Origin of the sequence: Curtobacterium sp. MCPF17_001 (assembly GCF_003234615.1) — a bacterium.
Taxonomy (GTDB): Bacteria; Actinomycetota; Actinomycetes; order Actinomycetales; family Microbacteriaceae; genus Curtobacterium.
This window is the reverse complement of record NZ_QKSL01000004.1, coordinates 47,087-68,907: the sequence shown is the minus strand read 5'-3', so window position 1 is coordinate 68,907 and position 21,821 is coordinate 47,087. Positions and strand designations below refer to the sequence as shown.

General features: G+C 70.4%; 17 protein-coding genes. 10 read left to right on the top strand and 7 right to left on the bottom strand.

What is annotated here, in order from left to right:
* Positions 1 to 34 precede the first annotated feature (34 nt).
* A complete protein-coding gene (locus tag DEJ24_RS05380; RefSeq protein WP_111077622.1) occupies positions 35 to 1,648 on the bottom strand; it encodes an endonuclease/exonuclease/phosphatase family protein in 1,614 nt (537 codons plus the stop codon).
* Between the two features lie 95 nt (positions 1,649 to 1,743).
* Between DEJ24_RS05380 and DEJ24_RS05375 the strand changes: the two genes are divergently transcribed.
* Positions 1,744 to 3,837 (top strand): acyltransferase family protein, encoded by a 2,094-nt coding sequence (locus tag DEJ24_RS05375; RefSeq protein ID WP_111077621.1) that lies wholly within the window; start codon positions 1,744 to 1,746, stop codon positions 3,835 to 3,837.
* Positions 3,834 to 5,504 (top strand): glycosyltransferase family 2 protein, encoded by a 1,671-nt coding sequence (locus DEJ24_RS05370; protein ID WP_111077620.1) that lies wholly within the window; start codon positions 3,834 to 3,836, stop codon positions 5,502 to 5,504. Before DEJ24_RS05375 ends, DEJ24_RS05370 begins: the two co-directional genes overlap by 4 nt.
* A 57-nt stretch (positions 5,505 to 5,561) precedes the next feature.
* On the opposite strand, the gene DEJ24_RS05365 is transcribed toward DEJ24_RS05370, so the two are convergent.
* From DEJ24_RS05365 to DEJ24_RS05350, 5 genes are all read right to left on the bottom strand, one after another.
* On the bottom strand, positions 5,562 to 6,635 hold the full coding sequence (locus DEJ24_RS05365) for a glycosyltransferase (protein WP_111077619.1): 1,074 nt from the start codon (positions 6,633 to 6,635) through the stop codon (positions 5,562 to 5,564).
* 22 nt (positions 6,636 to 6,657) lie between these two features.
* The gene (locus tag DEJ24_RS16795; RefSeq protein WP_181421520.1) at positions 6,658 to 6,813 is read right to left on the bottom strand and encodes a hypothetical protein; all 156 of its coding nucleotides are present in this window, start codon (positions 6,811 to 6,813) and stop codon (positions 6,658 to 6,660) included.
* 78 nt (positions 6,814 to 6,891) lie between these two features.
* Entirely contained in the window at positions 6,892 to 9,465 is a 2,574-nt protein-coding gene (locus tag DEJ24_RS05360; RefSeq protein ID WP_111077618.1) for a glycosyltransferase family 2 protein, read from the bottom strand.
* Positions 9,465 to 10,904: a glycosyltransferase family 2 protein gene (locus DEJ24_RS05355; RefSeq protein WP_111077617.1), complete on the bottom strand. Its 1,440-nt coding sequence runs from the start codon at positions 10,902 to 10,904 to the stop codon at positions 9,465 to 9,467. The genes DEJ24_RS05360 and DEJ24_RS05355 overlap by 1 nt, the downstream gene beginning before the upstream one ends.
* Entirely contained in the window at positions 10,901 to 12,298 is a 1,398-nt protein-coding gene (locus DEJ24_RS05350; RefSeq protein ID WP_111077616.1) for a hypothetical protein, read from the bottom strand. The genes DEJ24_RS05355 and DEJ24_RS05350 overlap by 4 nt, the downstream gene beginning before the upstream one ends.
* 80 nt (positions 12,299 to 12,378) lie before the next feature.
* Between DEJ24_RS05350 and hisD the strand changes: the two genes are divergently transcribed.
* Genes hisD through DEJ24_RS05335 form a run of 3 tightly spaced genes read left to right on the top strand, consistent with a single transcriptional unit; the run spans position 12,379 to position 15,254 of the window.
* Positions 12,379 to 13,686, top strand: coding sequence for a histidinol dehydrogenase (hisD, locus tag DEJ24_RS05345; protein ID WP_111077615.1), 1,308 nt, complete (start codon positions 12,379 to 12,381; stop codon positions 13,684 to 13,686).
* Between the two features lie 12 nt (positions 13,687 to 13,698).
* Positions 13,699 to 14,190 (top strand): transcriptional regulator NrdR, encoded by a 492-nt coding sequence (gene nrdR, locus DEJ24_RS05340; RefSeq protein WP_111077614.1) that lies wholly within the window; start codon positions 13,699 to 13,701, stop codon positions 14,188 to 14,190.
* On the top strand, positions 14,187 to 15,254 hold the full coding sequence (locus tag DEJ24_RS05335) for a quinone-dependent dihydroorotate dehydrogenase (protein ID WP_111077613.1): 1,068 nt from the start codon (positions 14,187 to 14,189) through the stop codon (positions 15,252 to 15,254). Before nrdR ends, DEJ24_RS05335 begins: the two co-directional genes overlap by 4 nt.
* A gap of 399 nt (positions 15,255 to 15,653) precedes the next feature.
* Here the strand turns inward: DEJ24_RS05335 and DEJ24_RS05330 are convergent, their stop codons facing one another.
* Complete coding sequence (locus DEJ24_RS05330; protein WP_258366248.1) at positions 15,654 to 16,229, bottom strand: DUF3043 domain-containing protein; 576 nt, start codon at positions 16,227 to 16,229, stop codon at positions 15,654 to 15,656.
* A 51-nt stretch (positions 16,230 to 16,280) separates the two neighbouring features.
* Between DEJ24_RS05330 and DEJ24_RS05325 the strand changes: the two genes are divergently transcribed.
* From DEJ24_RS05325 to DEJ24_RS05305, 5 genes are all read left to right on the top strand, one after another.
* Positions 16,281 to 17,759 carry a dipeptidase gene (locus DEJ24_RS05325; RefSeq protein ID WP_111077612.1) on the top strand — a complete coding sequence of 493 codons (1,479 nt, stop codon included), beginning with the start codon at positions 16,281 to 16,283 and terminating at the stop codon, positions 17,757 to 17,759.
* A 104-nt stretch (positions 17,760 to 17,863) separates the two neighbouring features.
* Complete coding sequence (locus DEJ24_RS05320; protein ID WP_110903120.1) at positions 17,864 to 18,232, top strand: iron-sulfur cluster assembly accessory protein; 369 nt, start codon at positions 17,864 to 17,866, stop codon at positions 18,230 to 18,232.
* Between the two features lie 358 nt (positions 18,233 to 18,590).
* A complete protein-coding gene (coxB, locus tag DEJ24_RS05315; RefSeq protein ID WP_110903121.1) occupies positions 18,591 to 19,493 on the top strand; it encodes a cytochrome c oxidase subunit II in 903 nt (300 codons plus the stop codon).
* A 12-nt stretch (positions 19,494 to 19,505) separates the two neighbouring features.
* Entirely contained in the window at positions 19,506 to 21,245 is a 1,740-nt protein-coding gene (gene ctaD / locus DEJ24_RS05310) for a cytochrome c oxidase subunit I (protein ID WP_181432887.1), read from the top strand.
* A 5-nt stretch (positions 21,246 to 21,250) separates the two neighbouring features.
* Positions 21,251 to 21,667 carry a cytochrome c oxidase subunit 4 gene (locus tag DEJ24_RS05305; RefSeq protein WP_110903122.1) on the top strand — a complete coding sequence of 139 codons (417 nt, stop codon included), beginning with the start codon at positions 21,251 to 21,253 and terminating at the stop codon, positions 21,665 to 21,667.
* The last annotated feature ends 154 nt before the right edge of the window (positions 21,668 to 21,821 follow it).

Genomic DNA, 21,821 nt, shown 5'->3' with positions numbered 1-21,821 from the left:
TCGGGGGCGTTCGTCGCAGCTTGTACTGCGGCTGTCACCGGCGTGTGGGGACACGAACCCTGGCCTCGATCATGTTGTGGTCGGACGGGATCGTCGTCGTGCCTGGGTTCCAGTTGTTGACGAACTCGTCGCTCCCTTGGATGCCCTGCGTGAGGATGTAGTCGATGCGCTGGCCATCACCGTTCGGGTCGTCCACCTGTCCGGAGGCGGGGAGGTAGGCGTTGTAGGTGGGCTTGCTCGTCCCGTAACGGTGCTGTGACGCTGAGGCGTCGTAGAAACCGGCCCTGACGAGCGTCGGCTGTGCACCGTCCACCGCGTCCTCCGGGTACCGGTTGTCGTTGAGGTCGCCCCCGAGGATGACGGGTAACCGACGACCGCTGCTGTCCGCCGGGTTGATTCGGTTGAGCGCCGTGATCAGCTGTGCCGAGTTCTTGCCCAACAGTGTCTTCCGCGGTTCCGCGTACGAGCTCGACGGGATGCCGTAATGCGCGGCGACGACGATGAAGGTCGCGCCGGTTCCGTCGGCGGCTCGGAACTCAGCCCAGGGGGTGTTCGTGTCCGGCGCACTCGCCTCGGGGTAGACCTCGTAGTCCTTCACTCCTGCGAGGACTCCGTGGTCGACGACGCTGTACTTCGTCGGGTTGTACATGATTCGGTTGCCCTGGTGGGAGGCACTCACGGTCATCGGTGCTGTGTCGACCAGACGGAGCTCCGGCAGGCGGCGCGCGAGGTCGAGGTAGGCCTGCTCGGATCCGCGGCCTGCCGCCGAACCGCTTGCTTCCAACAGCGTGAGGACGTCAGGGCCCTTGTCCTTGATGACGTCGGCGATCGCGGGAGCGCGGGTCGACCACGCCGGCGCGCCGTTCTGCTCACAGCCCGAGCAGAGGACGTTGTAGCTCGCGATGTGCAGTGGGTGGTCAGTCGTGACCGGAACCGTCGGCTTCGGCCATGCGCGGACCTGGACGGACTTGCGCACGGACGCGGGATCGAAGTAAGTGTTCCTGGCCATGGCTCGGACGTAGATCGGGTTTCCGTACGCGACCGAGGTGAGGTCCGCGTCCGATGTCGGTAGCGTCCAGGTTCGCGTCGCCGGATCGAAAGCAGACGACCACGGCGTGGTCTTCGCTGCCCATCGGTCGGGAACCCGGTTCTCGTTGGGTCCGGCGGACCAGCGGACCTGGTAGTCGCTCGCGTCGGCGACCTCCGGGATCGAGACGCTGACTGCTCCCTTGGCCGGTGCCGCCGTGATGGGACCGAACGTCCCGACGGCGTGCGGGCGGAGCACCGCGGTCACCGTCCTGGCCCAGGCGCCGGCCGTTGTCCCGTTCTTCGCTGCGACGGTGACGTAGTACGTCGTACCCGGAACGAGTCGCGTCATCCACGCGCCGACTCCGGTCGAGTCCTTGTACGTCGGACTCCCGAGGTCAGCGCGGCTCGACCACTTCGTGACGTAGCTCGTTGCGCCGGGCACGGCTTTCCAGGTCATCTTGACGCTCTTGCCGGCCCAGTCCTGAGTCGCCTGCGAGACCGCGGTCACCTGCGCCGGCTTCGTGGCTGCCGATGCCGGCCCCCCGACGGCTCCGGGGAGGAGCGCTCCGCCTCCGATCAGCACTGTTGTCAGTCCGAGCGCGATCGCGATGCGTCTCATGAAGAACCCCTGATTCCTGTCCCTGGCGTTCCAGCAGGATAGACCGCCCGTCCTACTGCCGGTAGAGAATGCCTCAAATGGTCTAGTGTTTCGGGGTGCCGAGAACGCGCCTGACACACCTCCGCTCCGACATCCAGGGACTCCGTGCCCTGGCGATCGGCCTGGTCGTGCTCTACCACCTCTGGCCGAACCGCCTCACGGGTGGCTACGTCGGTGTCGATGTCTTCTTCGTGATCTCCGGATTCCTCATCACGAGTCATCTCGTCGGACTCATCGAGCAGCAACGAAGTCCTCAGCTGCTGGTGGGCTTCTACGCTCGCCGGATCCGCCGCCTCGCACCTGCGGCGATCGTGGTCACCGCGAGCGTGCTGATCACCACCCTCCTCGTCCTGCCGGCGACGAGTTGGGCGCCGACGGCCTGGCACGTGCTCGCGTCGACATTCTTCGTGGAGAACTGGCACCTTGCGGCACAGTCCGTGAGCTATCTCGAGTCCGCATCCCAGCCGAGTCCGCTGCAGCACTTCTGGTCGCTGTCCGTCGAAGAGCAGTTCTACATCGTCTGGCCCGTCCTGCTGCTCCTCGCAGCGGTCATCGGCAAGACGAAGCCGCATCGTGCCATCGCCCTCACCATCGGCATCGTCGCGCTGCTCAGCGTGGCGTGGGGTGTCACGCACACGGCGCTCGATCCCGACGTGGCGTTCTTCGACACTTCGGCGCGTGCGTGGCAGTTCGCCGTCGGCGGTCTGCTCGCCTTCCTCCCGGTACCCCATCGGTCGCTGCGCGCTGTCCTGCCGTGGATCGGCGTCATGGCGGTGGGCTGTTCGGCGCTGCTGTTCACTGATGCCACCCCGTTCCCCGGCATCGCCGCGGTGGTCCCGACGCTCGGTGCAGCGATGGTGATCGGTGGACGCAGCGACGAGGACTCGACCTGGTCGTGGGGGTTTCTGTCCCGCTTTGGTCCGGTGCGCTGGCTCGGCGACGTCTCGTACTCCGCCTACCTCTGGCACTGGCCCCTCATCGTCCTCCTGCCACAAGTGATCGGCCGGGATCTCGATCTCCGCCTCAAGCTCGGAATCCTGGTCGGAACGCTGGTGCTCGCCGGGCTCACCTACACGCTGGTCGAGAACCCCTTCCGGAAGAGCCGGCGTCTCTCGTTCCCGCGTCGACGCAGTTACATCGCCGGGGCTCTCGCCGCTGCTGTCCTCGCGAGCGCCGCGCTCGGATCGGTCGGTGTCGCGACCGCCGCGAGCGACGCCGCTGACGCGGCGCTCATCGCGAAGGTCACGAAGGGACATTCCTGCTACGCCGCCGCCGCAGTGAGCGGCCGTGAGTGTCGCGATGCCTTCGGGACGGTGGACCGCGCAGAGCTGCCGGCTCCGCTCGCCGACAAACCCCTCGCATGGCAGGACGACTGCATCGACGACGTCACCCAGAACACCCAGAAGCTCTGTGAGCTCGGCGACCCGGACGGGACGACGACGGTGCTGCTCTGGGGAGATTCGCACGCCGGCGCCTGGTCCTCGGCCTTCGACATCGCCGGAAAGATCGAGCACTGGCGTGTCATCGTCGCGGCGCGCAACAAGTGCCCATCTTCCCTGGTCGCACCGGAGGCCACGTCCTTCGGTGAGGCGCTCCCGGCGGACCAGCAGCGGTGGTGTGCGGATCGCAACCGGTGGGTGAGCGAGACGGTCGTCCCTCGTGCCGATCGTGTCGTCCTTGCTGATCTCTGGGCGAACTACGTGTTCCCCGGCGATGCTGGGAAGCAGGATCTCGGCTACGAGCAGGTCATCGACGCGGTCCAGGACGCCGGGCGTGACGTGTCCCTGATGCAGCACGTCCCGTTGACGGGTCGGACGCTCGAGGCGAAGGTCTGGGGACCCAACTGCCTCGCCGAGGAGCCCGCCCCGGCATGCTCGAACCCCGTGGCGACGGCGTACCCACCGTCGACGTCCGCAGTGTTCCGCGGGCTGGTGAAGGACGGCTACGGAAACCGCGTCCGCTACGTTCCCGTACACCAGGAGTTCTGCGACGACGACCGCTGCTTCTCCGGGATCGGCGGCGTGTCGGTGTACTTCGACGGATCGCACCTGTCACACACCTACAGCACTTCGCTCGGGCCGTGGTTGGCTCGTGCCCTCGACCGAGCCGACACGCTCGGTGATTCCGACTTCACGGCTCCGGCCGGATGAGCACGTCGCCGGCCCTGTCCGTCATCGTCCCCGCCCATGACAGTGCCCCCTGGATCACCGAACTCCTCGAGACGGTCCTGGCCCAGGGGGTCGACCAGATGGAGGTCCTGGTCGTCGAGAACGGCTCAACCGACGACACGGCTGCGCTCGTCGCAGCGGTGTCGGCCGGGGACTCACGCGTCCGCCTGCTGCGGTCGAACGTCGGCAGCGCCGCAGCGGCCCGGAACGAGGGGGTCGACGCGGCGACGGGGGAGTACCTCGTCTTCGCCGACGCTGACGACCTCGTGCCGGACGGGGCGTACCGGGCAATGCTCGACGCTGTCACGGCGAGCGGTTCGGACATGGTCGTCGGCGACCACCTGAAGTTCTCGGCGACCGAGACCTGGAGCCCGACGGCTCGATGGCACCTCTTCGAGGCCCCACGTCGGGCGGTCGCGCCGACGGAGGTTCCGGCGCTGTTGTCGGGCCGAGCTTGCTGGAACCGTGTGTTCCGCCGCTCGTTCTGGGAACGTGCGGGACTCCGCTTCCCGGAGGTGCCGAGCGTCGAGGACATCGAACCGATGACCCGTGCCGTTGCCGCAGCGTCGAGGGTCGACGTCGTTGAAGACTGTGTCTACCTCTACCGCGATCGGGGCGACGGAACGTCGCTCTCACTCCGTGCGGACGTCGCGGTGACGGACCGGTACCTCCGGCAGGAGCTGCACTGCGCGAGGCTGGTGGCGGAGTACCCCGCCCTGCGGAGTCAGCATGCCGAGATCGTGTTGGATGCTGACGGATGGGCGCACCTGCACCGGTTCCTGCTCAGCGGTCCGGACGCAGCAGCAACGGCAGCCGTCGCCGACGCGCTGGCCCCGCTCATGGCGGCGATCGGTCTCGACGGGCTCGTGGACGTCGCTCCGCCGCGTCGGACGCTGTGGCACCTCGTCCTGGCCGACGAGTGGGCAGCAGCGGAGCGCTTCGCCAAAAACGCCGCGAGCGGGGACGCCACCGAGCGGGCAGTCGCGTGGATCGGTGCGCTGTCTGCCCTCGGACGAGCCGGCAGGACGAGCACGAGCGACGTCGCCGCTCTGGTGGCGGACGGATTGCTCCCGGCGTTCGTGAACGCCGCTGACGCCGTCGATCCAGCAGACGTCGGCGCGTGGATGCCACAGCTCCGTGCGCTCCCGCTCCCGGCCGCCCGCGATGGGCTGGTCGGTGTCATGGCGGAAGCGGTCCGGGCAGGAAGCCCAGAGGACGTCATCGCTGCATCCCGCCTCCGCCACGTGGTCCCGTTGGTCGTCGACCAGGCGGAACCGACCGGTTCGGGACTCCGGCTCGGCGGTCCGATGCCAGCCGGTGCCGCGCCTCCGGCATTGACGCTCGTCATCTCCGACGGCGAGGTGCGCCTGCCGGTGACGGTCGAGGACGGCGGCCGACGGTGGCTGGTCGACCTCTCGGCGGACGGCCTGACCGTCGGCAGGCACACGGTGGAGGTCGTTTCCGACATGTCCGAGGTCCGGCTGCCGGTCGTCACCGCTCGGATGGCCCTGCCGCCGTTGCCCGCGGCGGACCCGCTGCAGCCGCTCGCAGACCGGCGCGACGGATGGCGCTTCCTCGTCGATCGGCGAGCAGCACCGCAACGGGGACTCGCATCGGCGTTGCGGCGCGTTGCCCGCCGCATGCGCTGAAGCCTCGCAGGACCTCCGGCCGCCTGCCGTGACCTGCCGGGTACGGCCAGCGACGGTTCAACCGACTGCGGAGACCCGGTCCAGGAGGTCGGCGTACCGACGGGAGACCGGGAACGGCATCAGACGACGGCTGGCGGCCGTCGCTGACCGGACTGCTCCTGCATGCCACTCGACGTCCTCCCTCGCGAGCATCTGCGCCAGCGACCCCGCAGCGTCCCCGGTGTCGAACCACCGGATCCACCCTTCGTCCCCGAACTCCGCCCGCAGGTGCGCCTCGTCCGGCAGCACCGCGGGGACGCCGAACGACGCCGCCAGGTGCAGGCTGCCGGAGTTGAGCACGCGCCGGTAGGGGAACACGGCGACGTCCGCTGCGCGGAACCATCGCTGGACGTCGACGTCGTCGACGTGGTCGTGCTCGCGGACGGCGCGCAGGTCGTCGCCGAGGAGCCGGTCGATCGCGACCCGATCCTCGTCCGATGTCCGGCCGGCGAGCAGCAGCACGGGGCGCTGGTCGGCGGGCAGGCGTCGGACGGCGTCGACGAGCACGTCGAGGCCTTTGTAGGGGCGCATCTGCCCGAACGCCAGGACGGCGTGGTCGTCGGGGCCGAGGCCGAACGACGCGCGAGCGTCGTCTCGCGTCATGGAACTCGGGTAGACGCCCTGGTAGCTCGGGTGCGGGATGTGCACGACTCGAGCCGGGTCGAGCGAGTAGTGCGGTGCCACCGCGGCAGCGGTCGCGGCGTTCATCACGTGCACGGCGTCGGCTATCTCGGCCAGGTACCGATTCAGCTCGACTTCGAGGTCGAGGTGCCGGGCGTCGTGGGGCAGGATGTTGTGCACAGTCCAGACCAGCTTGGTGCCACGGTCGCGCGCCGCGTCGACGGCGGAGCGGAAGCGGTCGAGCCGGACCTGTGCCGCGTCGAGGTCGTCGTCGGCGCGCTGCACGATCGGCGCGGTCCAGTGCATGTGGAAGACGTCGCCGGCGCCGAGTCGGCCGAGGTGCTGCTCGAGCACCTCCAGCCGGAGGCTCTCGAGGACGTGCCACCTCCGCGCGCGGGGCGCGAGCAGCATGAGGTTCAGGTAGGGGTTGTCGCGGTAGGCGGGGAACACCGCGAGCTGGCGATCGGACACCGCCCGATCCTACGGGCGACGGTCAGTCGAGCGTGGCGACGATGTGTTCGGCTTCGTGCAGGACCGAGCAGAACGCCAGTCCGTCGAGACCGAGCGCATCGCGCTTGCTGATGACCGCACCGCAGACGACGCACTGGGTCGTGGAGTTCGACCGGATCACATCGGAGAGGAGCGACATGCCTCGATGATGCGCGCCCGAGGTGAACGGGAGGCATCAGCGTCCTCGGAACGCGGTGAACGTCTGACAAGCCCGCGTTCAGGGGACGGACGTCAGTGCCGTGACGACCGCCTTCGCACTGGGCTCCGTCACGACGACCGCGAAGTCCCCGTCCGCCACATGCTGCCCCGCGGCGAGCCACACGGCGTTCCGGGCCCCCGGCTGCGGCACCCAGGAGGGATCGCTCCCGGCGACGAGCACGGTGACGTCGTCGAGCCCGCTGGCCCCTCGGTACCAGGACGTCGGCATGTCGACCTGCACGGCGTGTCCCGCGCTCTCGAGCGCGCCGACGAGCGCGGTGACGTCCGCGGGTCGGGTCCCGTCGTGCTTCACCGCGACCCGGAGGCCCGTGGCGCCCGGTTCGCGGACGACGACCGGCCGCGACGACCGCACCGTCACGGCGTGTCCCTTCGGCAGGCCCGGCTCGACTCCGAGGTACCGGAGCCCAGCGCCCTCGTACCGGTCGGCCGCATCGGCGTCCGGGTAGCGCCCGCGCCACCGCTCGTCGAACACGCGGCGGTTCTCGATCCGCGCGTCGTCCCGCCCCGGTGTCCGGCTCTCGTGGTGGACGACGACCGAGGCCGGTTCGACGACGAACGCGGCCCCCGGCCCGGCGGCGGCGAGGGCGCGCAGACACAGGTCCACGTCCTCCAGCCCGTTCGCGTAGACGGGGTCGAAGCCGTGCCAGCGGATCAGGTCGTCGGCCCGGAAGGCCGCGGCCGCCGCGGTGATCGCCGTGAACCGCCGGGAGGCCGGGGTCCGGAACGCACGGTCCGCGTCGTACCGCGGGTGGTCGGCGAGGAAGTGCCACGGCAGGACCTTGTCGCCGCCGAAGACGGTGCCGGCGGCCTGGACGACACCGTCCGGGTAGACGAGGAGCGGTTGGACACCGAGGACCGTCGGGTCCTCGAGTGCCGTGACGAGGGGTCGGAGCCAGCCGGGTGTCACCTCGGTGTCGTTGTTGAGCATCACGACGGTCGCGCCGGTGGTGCGTGCGAGTCCGAGGTCGCTGCCGAGCGCGAAGTTGCGGTTCCGGTCCTCCCGCTGGAGCACCACCCGCGGGTCGCCGCCGAACCAGGCGTCGAGGACGGCGGAGACCGAGCGCGGTGAGCCGTTGTCGACGACCACCACCTCGACGTCGTCGCCGTCGTGGTCGGCGGCGCCGAGCACGGTGTCGACGGCCCGCCGGGTCATCGTCCAGTCGCGGAAGACCGGCATCACGACCGACACCCGGTCACGCACCCGGTCGGGGGCGGCCGCGGCGAGAGCGTCCCAGTCGATGCGGTGCCGCGCGAGCGCGACCTCCTGCCAGGACGCTGGCTGGCCCGACGAGACACGGCGGGGGTCGCGGACGTTGTCGTAGTCCACCCCGATCACCGGGACGTACTCGGGGACCGCAGCGTGTGCTGCGATGCGGAGCAGCCACTCCCAGTCGATCCACCGGCGCAGGTCCTCGTCGAAGGGGCCGACGGCGTCGGCGACGTCACGACGCACCACGAGGGCGTTGAGGTCGATGAAGTTGCCGGCGAGCAGGTCCTCGCGGGTGCCGTCCTCGCCGCGGAACGTCTCGACCGGGGCGGTGGCGTCATCGGCGTTGTTCGCCCCGGTCATCCGGAGCCCCGTGTGCACACCGGGTGCGTCGCCCTCGAGCAGGGCCGCGAGGGCGGCGCTGAGGTGCTGCGGACGCCAGGTGTTGTCGGCGTCGAGGAAGGCGATGAACGAGCCGGTCGCGGCGGCCAGTCCGGTGTTCCGTGCCGCGGCGGCTCCGCCGTTCTCCCGTTCCAGCAGCCGGATGCGCGCATCGCCGGCGGCACGGGCGCGGACGACGTCGACGGTGTCGTCACCCGACCCGTCGTCGACGACCAGGAGCTCCCAGGTGGTGTGCTCCTGGGCGAGGACCGAGTCGATCGCTGCGCCGACGACGTCGGCCCGTCGGTACACCGGCAGCACGACGGAGACGAGCGGCTGCTCGGCGTCGCGGCGGGCGTCCCCCCGCGGGTAGCGCGCCGACAGGTCGAGCGTCTCGGGCCCGTCCCAGGACGACCGGTAGCGACGGCGCGTCCGGTGCTGGGCGGCGGCGAACTCGCGAGCGCCCTGCAACGCGGCGGCGCGTGCGACTCCCCAGGTCGGTGCCGGGCCACGACGGCCGGGAGGCACGGGGAGCGCAGTCACGTCCGTCGCGTTCCGCAGGAAGTGCCGCAGCGCATCGAGGGTGGACGCTGGGCGGGAGGGCGCCGGCACCGAGGCGGCGTACACGCCGGCGTCGAAGAGCGGTCCGGTCTGGAAGAGCTCCGGTCCCTCCTGGTGCAGCGCGTCGTACCAGGACATCGCGGGTGCCGGCTGGTGCTCGCGCATCCACTCGTGCTCGGTGAGCGGGCTGAGCGACAGACCCCGCTGCCCGTCGTTGTGGACGTAGAAGGCGATTGCCTCCTCGTCGGTCGCGAAGGTCCGTCCCGTCTGCGCCTCGAGGTACTCCCGGTCGAGCACGCCGAACTCGGCGATGCGTCGGGCCCAGCGGTCGAGTCGGTCGGCGACGGTCAGGGGCTTCTCGGGGCCCCGCAGCTGCCGGGCGAACCGCCGTGCGACCCGGCCGATGCCCCCACGGTCGGCCATCAGCGGCGACCCGGCAGACGCGAGGCGACCTTGGCGATCGCCTGGCCGGTGCGGAACGACCGGCTGCCGCGCAGGTCGTCGAGCTCGCGGCGCAGTCGTCCGACCTCGTCGGAGGCGCTGTCCGCGACGACGTCGGCGGCGGTGACGTCGAGGGGCAGCAGGGCCGACCACCGTTCCTCGAGCGCCGCCGAACGGTCCGCGAGCGGAGCGGCGATCCGGGCGTCGAGGCCCGCCCGCGCCCCGGCGAGCCCGCCGGGAGCGACGACCTCGGCGAACCGGTCGACGACGGCCGCGACGGTGTCGGCACCGGTCCGGTGTCGCCGCGAGGACCACGGGAGCGCCGGGGGAGCGGACCGGACGACGACGAGGTGCAGCGCGCGACGGTTCGCGGCGACGACCTCGGCCGGCGTCGGGTCCACGAGCACGGCGACGGCGACGAGGTCGTCGGCCGACGGAGGGTCCGTGGTGACGGTCCACGTGGCGGGAGCCGTCGTGCCGGCGGGGAGCCGTGCCTCCAGGGCGAAACCGTCCCCGAAGGCCGCGTCGACGTCGCGGACCAGTGCACCGGCGTCCGCGACGTGCCGCAGGTCGACCGCGAGGCGTGGCGTCGAACCGCTCGGCACGAGCGCGTCGGCGAACCGCTCCGTCGCGGTCATGCCGTGTCGCTGGTACGCGGCGACCGCGTCCGGCAGGAAGGGGTACCGCCGTTCCAGCTCGCGCTGGTGTGCCGCACGGAGGGCGTTGCGGTTGCCGGAGAAGCTCTTGCCGCCCGCGTGCAGGACGAGCGCCCGGTTCGCGATCTTGGCGAGCCAGCCGTGCTCCGCGATGCGCAGGCAGTAGTCGTTCTCCTCCCCGTAACCGGGGGCGAAGGCCTCGTCGAAGAGCCCGTGCTCCGTGACGAGCTCGCGACGGGTCAGGAAGCAGAAGCCCATCGCGACGGGCATCACCTGGGACACCGGCAGCAGCGGGGCGAGGGCACCCCAGACGGCACGCGTCCGGGCTTCGATCCGGGCCGCGCCACGGTTCGCCAGGCGGTACGGGATGCTCGCGATCGTGGCGTTGTCACTGCGGGCCGTCACGACACCGGTGCGGTCCTCGTCGAGGACCGCGAGCATGGCGTCGAGGAACCCGGCGGTCGGCACCGCGTCGCTGTTGAGCAACAGGACGGCGTCACCGCCGGTGTCGAGCTCGGTGACGGCACGGTTGCACGTCCCGACGAAGCCCAGGTTCCGGTCGTTGCGCTCGTACCGGAACCCGGGGCGCTCGCCGATGCGGTCCAGCAGGGCGGCCTCGATGGCGTCCGCGTCCGGGCCGCAGTCGTTCACGAGGAGCACCCGGTGCACCGTGGTGTCGAGGTGCTCGAGCAGCCCGTCCACGCAGCGCAGCAGCGACTCGAGGTCGCCGTACACGGGGACGACGACGAGGGTGGTGCGGGTCATCGGTTCTCTTCCTCGGTCTCGAGTGCGGCGCCGAGGGCGTCCGTTTCCAGTGCGGCGCCGAGGGCGTCGACGGCGGCGTCCAGCGGCCCGCCGAGGGCGCCGTCGGCGAGCCGGACGAAACCGGTCGGTCCGTCCGCGGCGACACGCCGGACGGCGTCGGCCACCGCGAGGCCGAGCGAGCGGGCGTCGGTGGGGACGGCCTGGAGGTTCGGGTGCAGCCCGGCGCGCGTGCCCCGGAACTCGTTGGTCACGACCCGTGCCCCGGAGATCGCGCCGTCGAACGGCGGGTGGCTCGGGTGCGGGCTGTGCTGCAGCGAGAGCACCACCCCGGTGGAGGCGATGAACCGGAAGTAGTCGTCCCACGGCATCGTGCCGTGCGAGACCAGCTTGACGTCGCCGGCGCCCCCGTCGAGCTCGACGTCCGCGTGCTGTTCACCGGCGGAGTGGAACTCGACCCGGATGCCGTCCGGGGCCAGCTCCTGCACGGCGATCCGGAGCGCGGCCACGCCGAGGCGGAAGAGGTTGCGGTGCTTGCTCGGTCGCCCGTAGAAGAGGACGCGGACGACCCCGCCGTCCTCGGCGACCGGGCGTCGGGCGGCGGCGACCCGTTCGAGCAACTCGACGTCCAGGTGCGGCGCGAACGTCGCGGCCGGGGCGATGTCGATGCCCTCGACGTCCGCCAGGTACCGACGCAGGGGCTCCGAGTTCACGAGCATCCGGAAGCCGGCACGGTAGGTCGACGCGGCGACGGCGTAGTCGGTGGACCACGCGCTGAAGCCCGGCTCGTAGTCCTGCACGAGGTACACGACCCGCTCGCGGGCGACGACACCGGCCGTCGCGGCGACGTCGAGCGGGTGCGCCGTCTTCCAGTGCGTGGCCAGCCAGATGTCCTGCGTCCCGAACACCGTGTCGAGCACGTCCTCGCGGCGGACGACGCGCACGCCCGGGCGTCCGTCGACCCGGGTGTCGGGGAAGCGGTCGGCGACGAGGGCCTCGGCCGCTGCGACGCTGTTGCCCGGCGTCGTCCAGCGGACCATGACGACCCGGACGCGCCGGCCCAGACGGTCCCCGAGCGCGATCGCGACGGCGAGGGCGGTCTGCACGCCGGCGAAGGCAGCCCCGTCGCGCAACTCGTCGACGACGAGCACGACCTCGGGCTCGCGGGCAGCGGTGCGGATGCCGGCCAGGGCCAGGCTCGTCTCGACCAGCCCCTCGTACGGGCGAGCCGCGCGGGGAGCACGGTCGCGCTCGCGGCGGGCGACACCGACGTCGATCCGCGAGGCGGTCCGCCCGAGCCGTTCCCGGACGTCGTTGCGGTAGTGCCCGTCGCGGGCGTAGCGCTCGTTCACGCGGACCAGGTCGGCGACGAGCCGTCGGGCCTTCTCGAAGTTCATCGACGCTCACGTTACCGGGACTGTCCCGCGGCCCGGGGATCCGGCCCGGTCATGGCCGGATCACTAGACTCGGAGCCCTCATGATGCAGCGAATCGACCTCCGTGGCGGGCTCCCCGGCCGTGCCGAACTCCTCCGACTCATGCCGCGTGCCGCAGGCGACGTCGGGCATGCGGTGGACGCCGCACGGGTGCTCGTCGACGACGTCCGCGACCGCGGTGCCGACGCGCTCCGGGAGCAGGCCGAACGGTTCGACGGGGGAGCACCCGAGCACGTCCGGGTGCCGGCCGCCGAGATCGACGCCGCCGTCGCCGGACTCACCCCCGAGCTCCGCGCCGCGCTCGACGAGGCGATCCGCCGCGTCCGCGCCGCGAGTGCCGCGCAGGTGCCGTCGCCGTCGGTGACCACCCTCGCGGACGGTGCCGAGGTCCACCAGCGCTGGCAGCCGATGCGTCGTGTGGGGCTCTACGTGCCCGGTGGCAAGGCGGTCTACCCCTCGAGCGTCGTCATGAACGTCGTGCCCGCCCAGGTCGCCGGTGTCGGGTCGATCGCGCTCGTGTCCCCGCCGCAGCGCGACCACGGCGGCGCGGTGCACCCGACGATCCTCGCTGCGGCGGGGCTCCTCGGCGTGCAGGAGGTCTACGCGATGGGCGGTGCCGGCGCGATCGGGGCGCTGGCCCACGGCGTGTCGGAGATCGGCCTCGAGCCCGTCGACCTGGTGACCGGTCCGGGCAACAACTACGTCGCGGCCGCCAAGCGCCTCGTGCGCGGCGTCGTCGGCATCGACTCCGAAGCCGGCGCCTCGGAGATCCTCGTCATCGCGGACGACACCGCCGACGCCGGGAACGTCGCAGCAGACCTCATCAGCCAGGCGGAGCACGACGAGCAGGCGGGCAGTCTCCTCGTGACGACGTCGGCCGCGTTCGCCGACGCGGTGGAGGCGGCGATCCCGGAACGGACGGCGGTGCTCGGGACGGCTGCGCGCCTCCAGACCGCCCTGGACGGACCGCAGTCGGCGATCGTCCTGGTCGACTCGCTCACCGACGCCGCGACCGTGAGCAACGCCTACGGGCCGGAGCACCTCGAGATCCAGACGGCGGACGACGACGCGGTGCTCGCCGACATCGACGCCGCCGGTGCGGTGTTCGTCGGACCGGACACCCCCGTCAGCCTGGGCGACTACCTCGCCGGGTCGAACCACGTCCTGCCCACCGGCGGCCAGGCGCGCTTCGGGGCCGGGCTGTCCGCGTCGACCTTCCTGCGCCCGCAGCAGGTGATCCGGTACACGGCGGCCGCCCTGGCCGAGGTCGCGCCGCACATCGTCGCGCTCTCGACCGAAGAGCAGCTGCCGGCGCACGGTGCCGCCGTGTCCGAGCGCACGAACCGCTAGCCTGAGGGCGCCATGTTCTGCCCCTTCTGCCGCCACCCGGACTCCCGTGTCGTCGACTCCCGGACGAGCGACGACGGAACCTCCATCCGCCGACGCCGCCAGTGCCCGAACTGTGGTCGACGGTTCTCGACCACCGAGACCGCCTCACTGAACGTGGTGAAGCGCAACGGTGTCCTCGAGCCCTTCAGCCGCGAGAAGATCATCTCCGGCGTGCGGAAGGCCTGCCAGGGTCGACCCGTCACCGACTCGGACCTCGCCGTGCTCGCGCAGCGGGTGGAGGAGATCGTCCGGTCCTCCGGCGCGAGCCAGATCGAGGCGAACGACATCGGCCTGGCGATCCTCAGCCCGCTGCGCGAACTCGACGAGGTCGCCTACCTGCGGTACGCCAGCGTCTACCAGGCGTTCGACTCCCTCGAGGACTTCGAGGACGCCATCGGCCAGCTGCGCATCGACCACCACAGCGCGTCCGGTGCGGATCGTCCCGCGGACGGTGCCAGCGCGTGAGCGGCCTGGAGTCCCTCGTCCGCGCCGGGTACGGGGTGGTCTTCCGGAACGTCTTCGCCAAGATGGACCCCGAGCGCGCGCACCACCTGGCGTTCAGCGTCATCCGGCTCCTCCCGCACGTGCCCGTCATCGGTGGGGCCGTGGAGCGGTACGCCAGGCCCTCCGCCGAGGACGGCATCACCACGATGGGGATCCACTTCCCGTCCCGCTTCGGTCTGGCCGCCGGGTTCGACAAGGACGCCCGCGGCATCGCCGGACTCGGCGTCCTGGGCTTCGGGCACGTCGAGGTCGGCACCATCACGGCACGCCCCCAGCCGGGCAACGAACGACCCCGGCTGTTCCGACTCATCCCGGACCGGGCGCTGATCAACCGGATGGGCTTCAACAACCACGGTGCCGTCAAGGCCGCCGGCCGACTGGAGCGTGCCCGCCGCAACCCGGGCCGACCGGTGATCGGCGTCAACATCGGCAAGAGCCGCGTCGTCTCCGTCGAGGACGCGGTCGAGGACTACCTCGAGTCCACCCGGCTGCTCGCCCCCTTCGCCGACTACCTGGCCGTCAACGTCAGCTCGCCGAACACCCCGGGCCTCCGCGGCCTGCAGGAACTCGACCAACTCCGACCGCTGCTCTCCGCGGTGCACGACGCCGCCGGCCGGACGCCGGTCCTGGTGAAGATCGCCCCGGACCTGACCGACGAGCAGATCGACGCCATCGCCGGACTCGCGGTCGAGCTGGGGCTGTCCGGGGTCATCGCGACGAACACGACGATCGAGCGGACGGGCCTCACCACGCCCGACGCGGACGTGCGGGCGATGGGTGCCGGGGGACTCTCCGGCGCGCCGCTCGGTGCCCGCTCCCTCGAGGTCCTGCGTCGCGTGCGCGCTGCGGTGCCCGCCGGGTTCTGCGTCATCGCGGTCGGTGGCGTCACCTCCGAGGCCGACGTCCAGGCCCGGATCGCCGCCGGTGCCACGCTGGTGCAGGGCTACACGGCGTTCCTCTACGAGGGTCCGACCTGGGCGATGCGCATCAACCGGCTGCGGCGGAAGCGCCTGCGGCGACGCTGAGGCCGCGGCTGGCAAGTGGCCGCGTGCGGCGCGTCGTGGCGCCGGCGTCTCGGTGAGACGCCGCCTTCCGCGGGAGACGCCCCGGACTTGGGCGGCGTCTCGCGCACTCGGCGGCGTCTGGCCGGGAGGCTCGTGGCGGCCGCCTCGAGCCTCCCGTCCGCTGGGCGGGCGCTGGCGCCGGCGTGTCGGTGAGACGCCGCCTGCCGCGCGTCCGCTGGGCGCTGGCGCTGGCGCCGGCGTGTCGGTGAGACGCCGGCTTCCGCCTGAGACGCCGCGGATTTCGGCGGCGTCTCACGCGCACGGCGGCGTCTCGCGCGCACGGCGGCGTCCCGGCCGTCACACGACGAAGCGCCGCCGACCCGGAGGTCGACGGCGCTGCGGCGCTCGAGCGGAACGAGGTCAGAGCGTCGGGTACTGCCCGCGCTTGACCTGCGGCTTCGGCAGGCGGAGGAACCGGAGCTGCCACGCGCGGGTCAGGATGTAGAGGAAGTTCCCACGCTGGAACTCCTGCCCGGTCGCGGCGAACTTCCGGCGCAGCGCGAACCACAGCACGGCGCAGTCGAGGACGAACAGCAGCACGAACGCCCAGACGAACAGCAGCGAGTACGAGGCGGCAGCGGTCTGCGCCGCGAGGAACCCGACGAGCAGGAACAGGATGAGCACCGGCATCATGACCTCGCCCACGTTCCAGCGGGCGTCGATGTAGTTGCGGATGAACCGGCGCTGCTCGCCGCGGTCCTTCGCCGGCAGGTAGCGCTCTTCGCCGTTCGCCATGCCGACGCGGGCTCGTTCGCGATCACCGTTCAGACGGGAGCGAGCGGCCTTCTTGTCCGCCGGGCTGTTACCGACGATCGGGCGCTTGTTGGCGGCTTCACGTTCGCGGCGCGAGGGCGTGGGGCGACCCTTGCCGTGCGCGACGAGCTCGTCGTCGGCCGGGTTCACGGTCACGTTGGTCTTGGGGGTTGCCTTCGCCACGGTCGTTCCTAACGGCGCTCTGCGTGCTGGACGTCCTCTAGATTACCGGCCATGACCGACACCGAGAAGCACACCTCCGCAGCGGGGCCCCAGGCGCCCGCGACCGACCCCGCCCTGCTGGTGGCGCTGCGCGAGCACGTGCACGGCGCGCTGCCCGCCACGATCGCCGACCTGTCCGCACTCGTGCGCATCCCGTCGGTGTCGTGGTCGGCGTTCGACCCGGCGCACGTGCGCCGGAACGCGGAGGCCGTGGCCGAGCTGGTGCGCTCGACCCAGGTGTTCGACGAGGTCCGGATCGTGCGCTCCGCGGTCGAGGGCGACACGCCCGCCGACGCGGACACGGTGTCAGCGGGCGACGAGTCCGTCGAGCTCGGGCAGCCGGCGGTCCTGGCGGTGCGGCCAGCCCGGAACGGCAAGCCGACGGTGATGCTCTACGCCCACCACGACGTGCAGCCCCAGGGCGACGACGCGCTGTGGGAGACGCCGCCGTTCGAGCCGACCCTGCGCGGTGACCGGCTCTACGGGCGCGGTGCCTCGGACGACAAGGCCGGCGTGATGACCCACGTCGCCGCACTCCGGGCCGTGCACGCCCAGTTCGGCGAGGACCTGGACGTCGGCATCGTGCTCTTCATCGAGGGGGAGGAGGAGTTCGGCTCCCGCTCGTTCCGCACCTTCCTGCGCGAGCAGCGCGAACACCTGGCCGCGGACGTCATCGTCGTGGCCGACAGCGACAACTGGTCGACCGAGGTGCCGGCCATCACGGTGTCGCTCCGTGGCAACACGACGTTCAAGCTCACCGTGACGACGCTCGAGCACGCCAGCCACAGCGGCATGTACGGCGGCGCCGCCCCGGACGCGATGATGCCGATGGTGCGCCTGCTCGCCTCGCTGCACGACGACGACGGCGCGGTCGCCGTGTCCGGTCTGACGGCGCACGACGCCCCGGTGCCCGAGCGGTCCGAGTCGGACTTCGCGACCGAGGCCGCCCTGGTCGAGGGTGCCCGCCCCGTGGGCAGCGGTCCGGTGCTGTCGCGGATGTGGTTCCAGCCGTCGATCACGGTGACGGGCCTCGACGTCCCGAGCGTCGCGAACGCCTCGAACACGCTGATCCCGACGGTCGCGGCGCGTGTGTCGGTCCGCGTCGCCCCGGGCCAGGCCGCGACGGAGGCCTTCGCCGCGGTGGAGGCCCACCTGCGTGAGCACGTCCCCTTCGGTGCCCGGATGGAGATCACCGAGGTCGACGCCGGCGACGGGTTCCTGGTCGACGCGACCGGCTGGGCCGTCCAGGAGGCCCGCACAGCCATGTCCGAGGGCTGGGGCGCGGACCCGGTGGAGCAGGGCATCGGCGGGTCGATCCCGTTCGTCTCGGACCTGGCGGCGGAGTTCCCCGAGGCCCAGATCCTGGTCACCGGTGTCGAGGACCCCGACACGCGGGCGCACAGCCCGAACGAGTCCCAGCACCTCGGTGTGCTGCACCGCGCGATCGTCTCGGAGGCGATCCTCCTGGCGCGGCTGCAGGGTCGCGGGTGACCCCTGTCCTCCACAGGTCCTGGATCGGGACCCCGCTCGTCGGTGCACGTGCTTAGAATCGACGCGACGGCCGGTGAACGACACCGCCAGCAAGGGAGACGTCGATGAGCGACACCATCACGACCGAAGCAGCGACCGACGCCAAGTCGCACGGTGTGCTGCTGAGCGACGCGGCCTCGGCGAAGGTCGCCAGCCTGCTCGAGCAGGAAGGCCGCGACGACCTGCGCCTCCGCCTCGCCGTCCAGCCCGGCGGCTGCTCGGGGCTCATCTACCAGCTCTACTTCGACGAGCGACTCCTCGACGGTGACGCCACGGCCGAGTTCGACGGGGTCGAAGTGGTCGTCGACAAGATGAGCGTCCCGTACCTCGACGGCGCCACGATCGACTTCGAAGACACGATCCAGAAGCAGGGCTTCACGATCGACAACCCGAACGCGCAGGGCTCCTGCGCGTGTGGTGACAGCTTCCACTGACCACCGGACGGGCTGGTCGCCGGCCCGCGGAACACGCGGGGGAGCGACGACACGCGAACGGGGAGCGGCCGAGACGGCCGCTCCCCGTTCGCGTTCCCGCATCTCGATCGTGACGGACATCACCGCCGACGCAGATGACCAGGGAAAAGCGCCCCTCGCAGCGCCGTTTCCGTCCACAACGCGTGTCGGTTGTGCGCTCGGTGTCGATGGCTGCGAGTAGGCTAGGAGTGTTCCAACCAAGCTGGGAGTCACCCACGCGTCAGCCCTGCGGCTGACCTCGGTGCTCGTCGACGGGGTCACCGTCGGCGCCGGTCGCGCGACGACCGGTTCCCGGGCCACGTCTTTCCGAGAGGTAACAGTGCGTTCGAATCGCCGTATACGTTGGGCGGCCGTGCCGGTGGCCGTCGGTCTGGTCATCGCACTGGCTGGCTGCACGCAGCAGCAGATGAACGGATGGCTCCCGGGCACGGAGCAGACGAAGGACGTCACCAACCACACGAGCCGCATCGTCGGCCTGTGGACGACGAGCTGGATCGTCCTGTTGGCCGTGGGTCTGATCGTCTGGGGACTGATCATCTGGGCCGCGATCGTCTACCGCCGCCGGAAGGGCCAGACCGGCCTGCCGGTGCAGATGCGGTACAACATGCCGCTCGAGATCTTCTACACGATCGTGCCGCTGATCCTCGTCCTCGGCTTCTTCGCCTTCACCGCGAAGGACCAGGAAGCGATCGAGAAGCCGTTCGCGCAGCCCGACGCCACCGTGCACGTCTACGGCAAGCGCTGGGGCTGGGACTTCAACTACATCAACAAGGACAACCCGAAGGAGAGCGTCTACTACCAGGGCATCCAGGCCCAGGAAGAGGAGAACGGCGGCGGCGCCATCGACGAGTCGCTCCTCCCGACGCTGTACCTGCCGGTGGGCAAGAAGGTCGAGATCGAGCTCAGCTCTCGCGACGTCAACCACTCCTTCTGGGTCATCGACTTCCTCTACAAGAAGGACATGCTGCCGGGTCGTACGAACTACGAGTACTTCATCCCGGAGAAGGAAGGCACCTACCAGGGCAAGTGCGCCGAGCTCTGCGGTGAGTACCACTCCCTCATGCTCTTCCAGGTGAAGGTCGTGTCGCAGGCGAAGTACGACGACTACCTCTCGTCCCTCAAGGACCAGGGCAAGGTCGGTCTGCTCGGCAACGAGTACGACACCAACACGAACCAGCCGAACAACGAGGCGCCTGCCGAGGCGTCCAGCGAGAAGAAGTAAGGGCGCGTCTCAATGACAACGTCATTCGTCGGCCAGGCGACCACCAGGCCTTCGACGCCGGACTTCCAGGCGTCGAGGGTCGGCCGCAAGGGCAACATCATCGTTCGGTGGGCGACGTCCACCGACCACAAGACGATCGGGTACATGTACCTGATCACCTCGTTCCTCTACTTCCTGCTCGCCGGCATCATGGCGCTCGTCATCCGCGCGCAGCTGTTCGAGCCGGGGCTCCAGGTCGTCGCGACCAAGGAGCAGTACAACCAGCTCTTCACGATGCACGGCACGATCATGCTGCTGATGTTCGCGACGCCGCTGTTCTCCGGCTTCGCGAACGCGATCATGCCGCTCCAGATCGGCGCACCGGACGTCGCGTTCCCGCGTCTGAACGGCCTGGCCTTCTGGATGTACTTCTTCGGCAGCGCGATCGCCGTCGGTGGCTTCCTCACCCCGCAGGGTGCAGCCTCGTTCGGGTGGTTCGCCTACGCGCCATTGAGTGACACGACGTTCACACCAGGGCTCGGCGGGACACTGTGGGTCTTCGGGCTCGGCATGACCGGCTTCTCGACGATCCTCGGTGCGGTCAACTTCATCACCACGATCATCACGATGCGTGCGCCGGGCATGACGATGTTCCGCATGTCGATCTTCACGTGGAACGTGCTCGTCACGAGCCTCCTCGTCCTGATGGCCTTCCCGGTCCTCGCCGCTGCGCTCTTCGGCCTCGGCCTCGACCGTGTCTTCGACGCCCAGATCTTCAACCCGGCCAACGGCGGTGCCCTGCTCTGGCAGCACCTGTTCTGGTTCTTCGGGCACCCCGAGGTCTACATCATCGCGCTGCCGTTCTTCGGCATCGTGTCCGAGGTCTTCCCGGTGTTCAGCCGCAAGCCGATCTTCGGCTACAAGACCCTCGTCTACGCGACCATCACCATCGCGGCCCTCTCGGTCACGGTGTGGGCGCACCACATGTACGTCACCGGTGGCGTCCTCCTGCCGTGGTTCTCGCTGATGACGATGCTCATCGCGGTCCCGACCGGCGTGAAGATCTTCAACTGGGTCGGCACGATGTGGCGCGGTTCGGTGACGTTCGAGACGCCGATCCTCTGGGCCATCGGGTTCCTCGTGACCTTCACCTTCGGTGGTCTCACCGGCGTGATCCTGGCGTCCCCGCCGCTCGACTTCCACGTGTCCGACACGTACTTCGTCGTGGCGCACTTCCACTACGTGGTCTTCGGCACCGTCGTGTTCGCGATGTTCTCCGGCTTCTACTTCTGGTGGCCGAAGTTCACCGGCAAGATGCTGAACGAGCGCCTCGGCAAGATCCACTTCTGGTTGCTGTTCGTCGGGTTCCACACCACGTTCCTCATCCAGCACTGGTTGGGCGTCGTGGGCATGCCCCGTCGGTACGCGACCTACCTGCCGAACGACGGCTTCACCTGGATGAACCAGGTGTCGACGATCGGCTCGATGATCCTCGGCATCTCGTTCCTGCCGTTCATCTTCAACGTGTACGTCACCGCGCGGAACGCTCCGAAGGTGGCCGTCAACGACCCGTGGGGCTACGGCCGCTCGCTCGAGTGGGCGACCTCCTGCCCGCCGCCGCGGCACAACTTCACCTCGATCCCGCGGATCCGTTCCGAGTCCCCGGCGTTCGACCTGAACCACCCCGAGGCCGGCGTGCCGGTCGGCGTGGGCCCGGCGAAGGACGCTCCTGACGCTCCGACCTACGACGCCGCGAAGGGCGAGGTGAAGTAGCCGCCATGCGCGCCAACACCAATCTGTTCTGGATCCTGTTCGTCTTCTTCGTGCTCGCGGACGCTGCGTACACGATCTGGTCGATGATCTACTACGGCTCGGTCGAGTGGGTCGGCACCCTGTCGATCGGTCTGACCGGCATCATGTCCGCCTTCATCGCCTTCTACCTGGGTCGCGTCATGTCGGCCCAGGGCGGGGTGCTGCCGGAGGACCGCCAGGACGCCAACATCGAGGACGGCGACGCCGAGCTCGGGCACTTCAGCCCGTGGTCGTGGTGGCCGCTGTTCCTCGCGGCAGCGATCGCGCTCGTGTTCCTCGGGGTCGCCGCCGGCCTCTGGATCGTGCCGATCGGACTCGTGCTCGTCGCGATCACGCTCGTCGGCTGGGTCTACGAGTACTACCGCGGCAACTTCGGGCACTGACCCACGCCACACACGCTTCGGGCGGCACCATCTCGGTGCCGCCCGAACTGCGTCCGGGGCAGGCGGACCGCCGCCACCGGATGCACGCACCGAACAAGAACACGTCCGAACACCATCTGGAACGGCCCGGGAATCTCCCGGGCACGATGGACCT

Excerpts from the sequence above, each read along its gene's own strand:
- DEJ24_RS16795 (WP_181421520.1), bottom strand. The coding sequence starts at position 6,813 with ATGTCGCTCCTCTCCGATGTGATCCGGTCGAACTCCACGACCCAGTGC.
- DEJ24_RS05325 (WP_111077612.1), top strand. The coding sequence starts at position 16,281 with ATGACCGACACCGAGAAGCACACCTCCGCAGCGGGGCCCCAGGCGCCC.
- DEJ24_RS05380 (WP_111077622.1), bottom strand. The coding sequence starts at position 1,648 with ATGAGACGCATCGCGATCGCGCTCGGACTGACAACAGTGCTGATCGGA.
- DEJ24_RS05355 (WP_111077617.1), bottom strand. The coding sequence starts at position 10,904 with ATGACCCGCACCACCCTCGTCGTCGTCCCCGTGTACGGCGACCTCGAG.
- DEJ24_RS05320 (WP_110903120.1), top strand. The coding sequence starts at position 17,864 with ATGAGCGACACCATCACGACCGAAGCAGCGACCGACGCCAAGTCGCAC.
- DEJ24_RS05350 (WP_111077616.1), bottom strand. The coding sequence starts at position 12,298 with ATGAACTTCGAGAAGGCCCGACGGCTCGTCGCCGACCTGGTCCGCGTG.
- ctaD (WP_181432887.1), top strand. The coding sequence starts at position 19,506 with ATGACAACGTCATTCGTCGGCCAGGCGACCACCAGGCCTTCGACGCCG.
- hisD (WP_111077615.1), top strand. The coding sequence starts at position 12,379 with ATGATGCAGCGAATCGACCTCCGTGGCGGGCTCCCCGGCCGTGCCGAA.
- DEJ24_RS05360 (WP_111077618.1), bottom strand. The coding sequence starts at position 9,465 with ATGGCCGACCGTGGGGGCATCGGCCGGGTCGCACGGCGGTTCGCCCGG.
- DEJ24_RS05305 (WP_110903122.1), top strand. The coding sequence starts at position 21,251 with ATGCGCGCCAACACCAATCTGTTCTGGATCCTGTTCGTCTTCTTCGTG.
- DEJ24_RS05370 (WP_111077620.1), top strand. The coding sequence starts at position 3,834 with ATGAGCACGTCGCCGGCCCTGTCCGTCATCGTCCCCGCCCATGACAGT.
- nrdR (WP_111077614.1), top strand. The coding sequence starts at position 13,699 with ATGTTCTGCCCCTTCTGCCGCCACCCGGACTCCCGTGTCGTCGACTCC.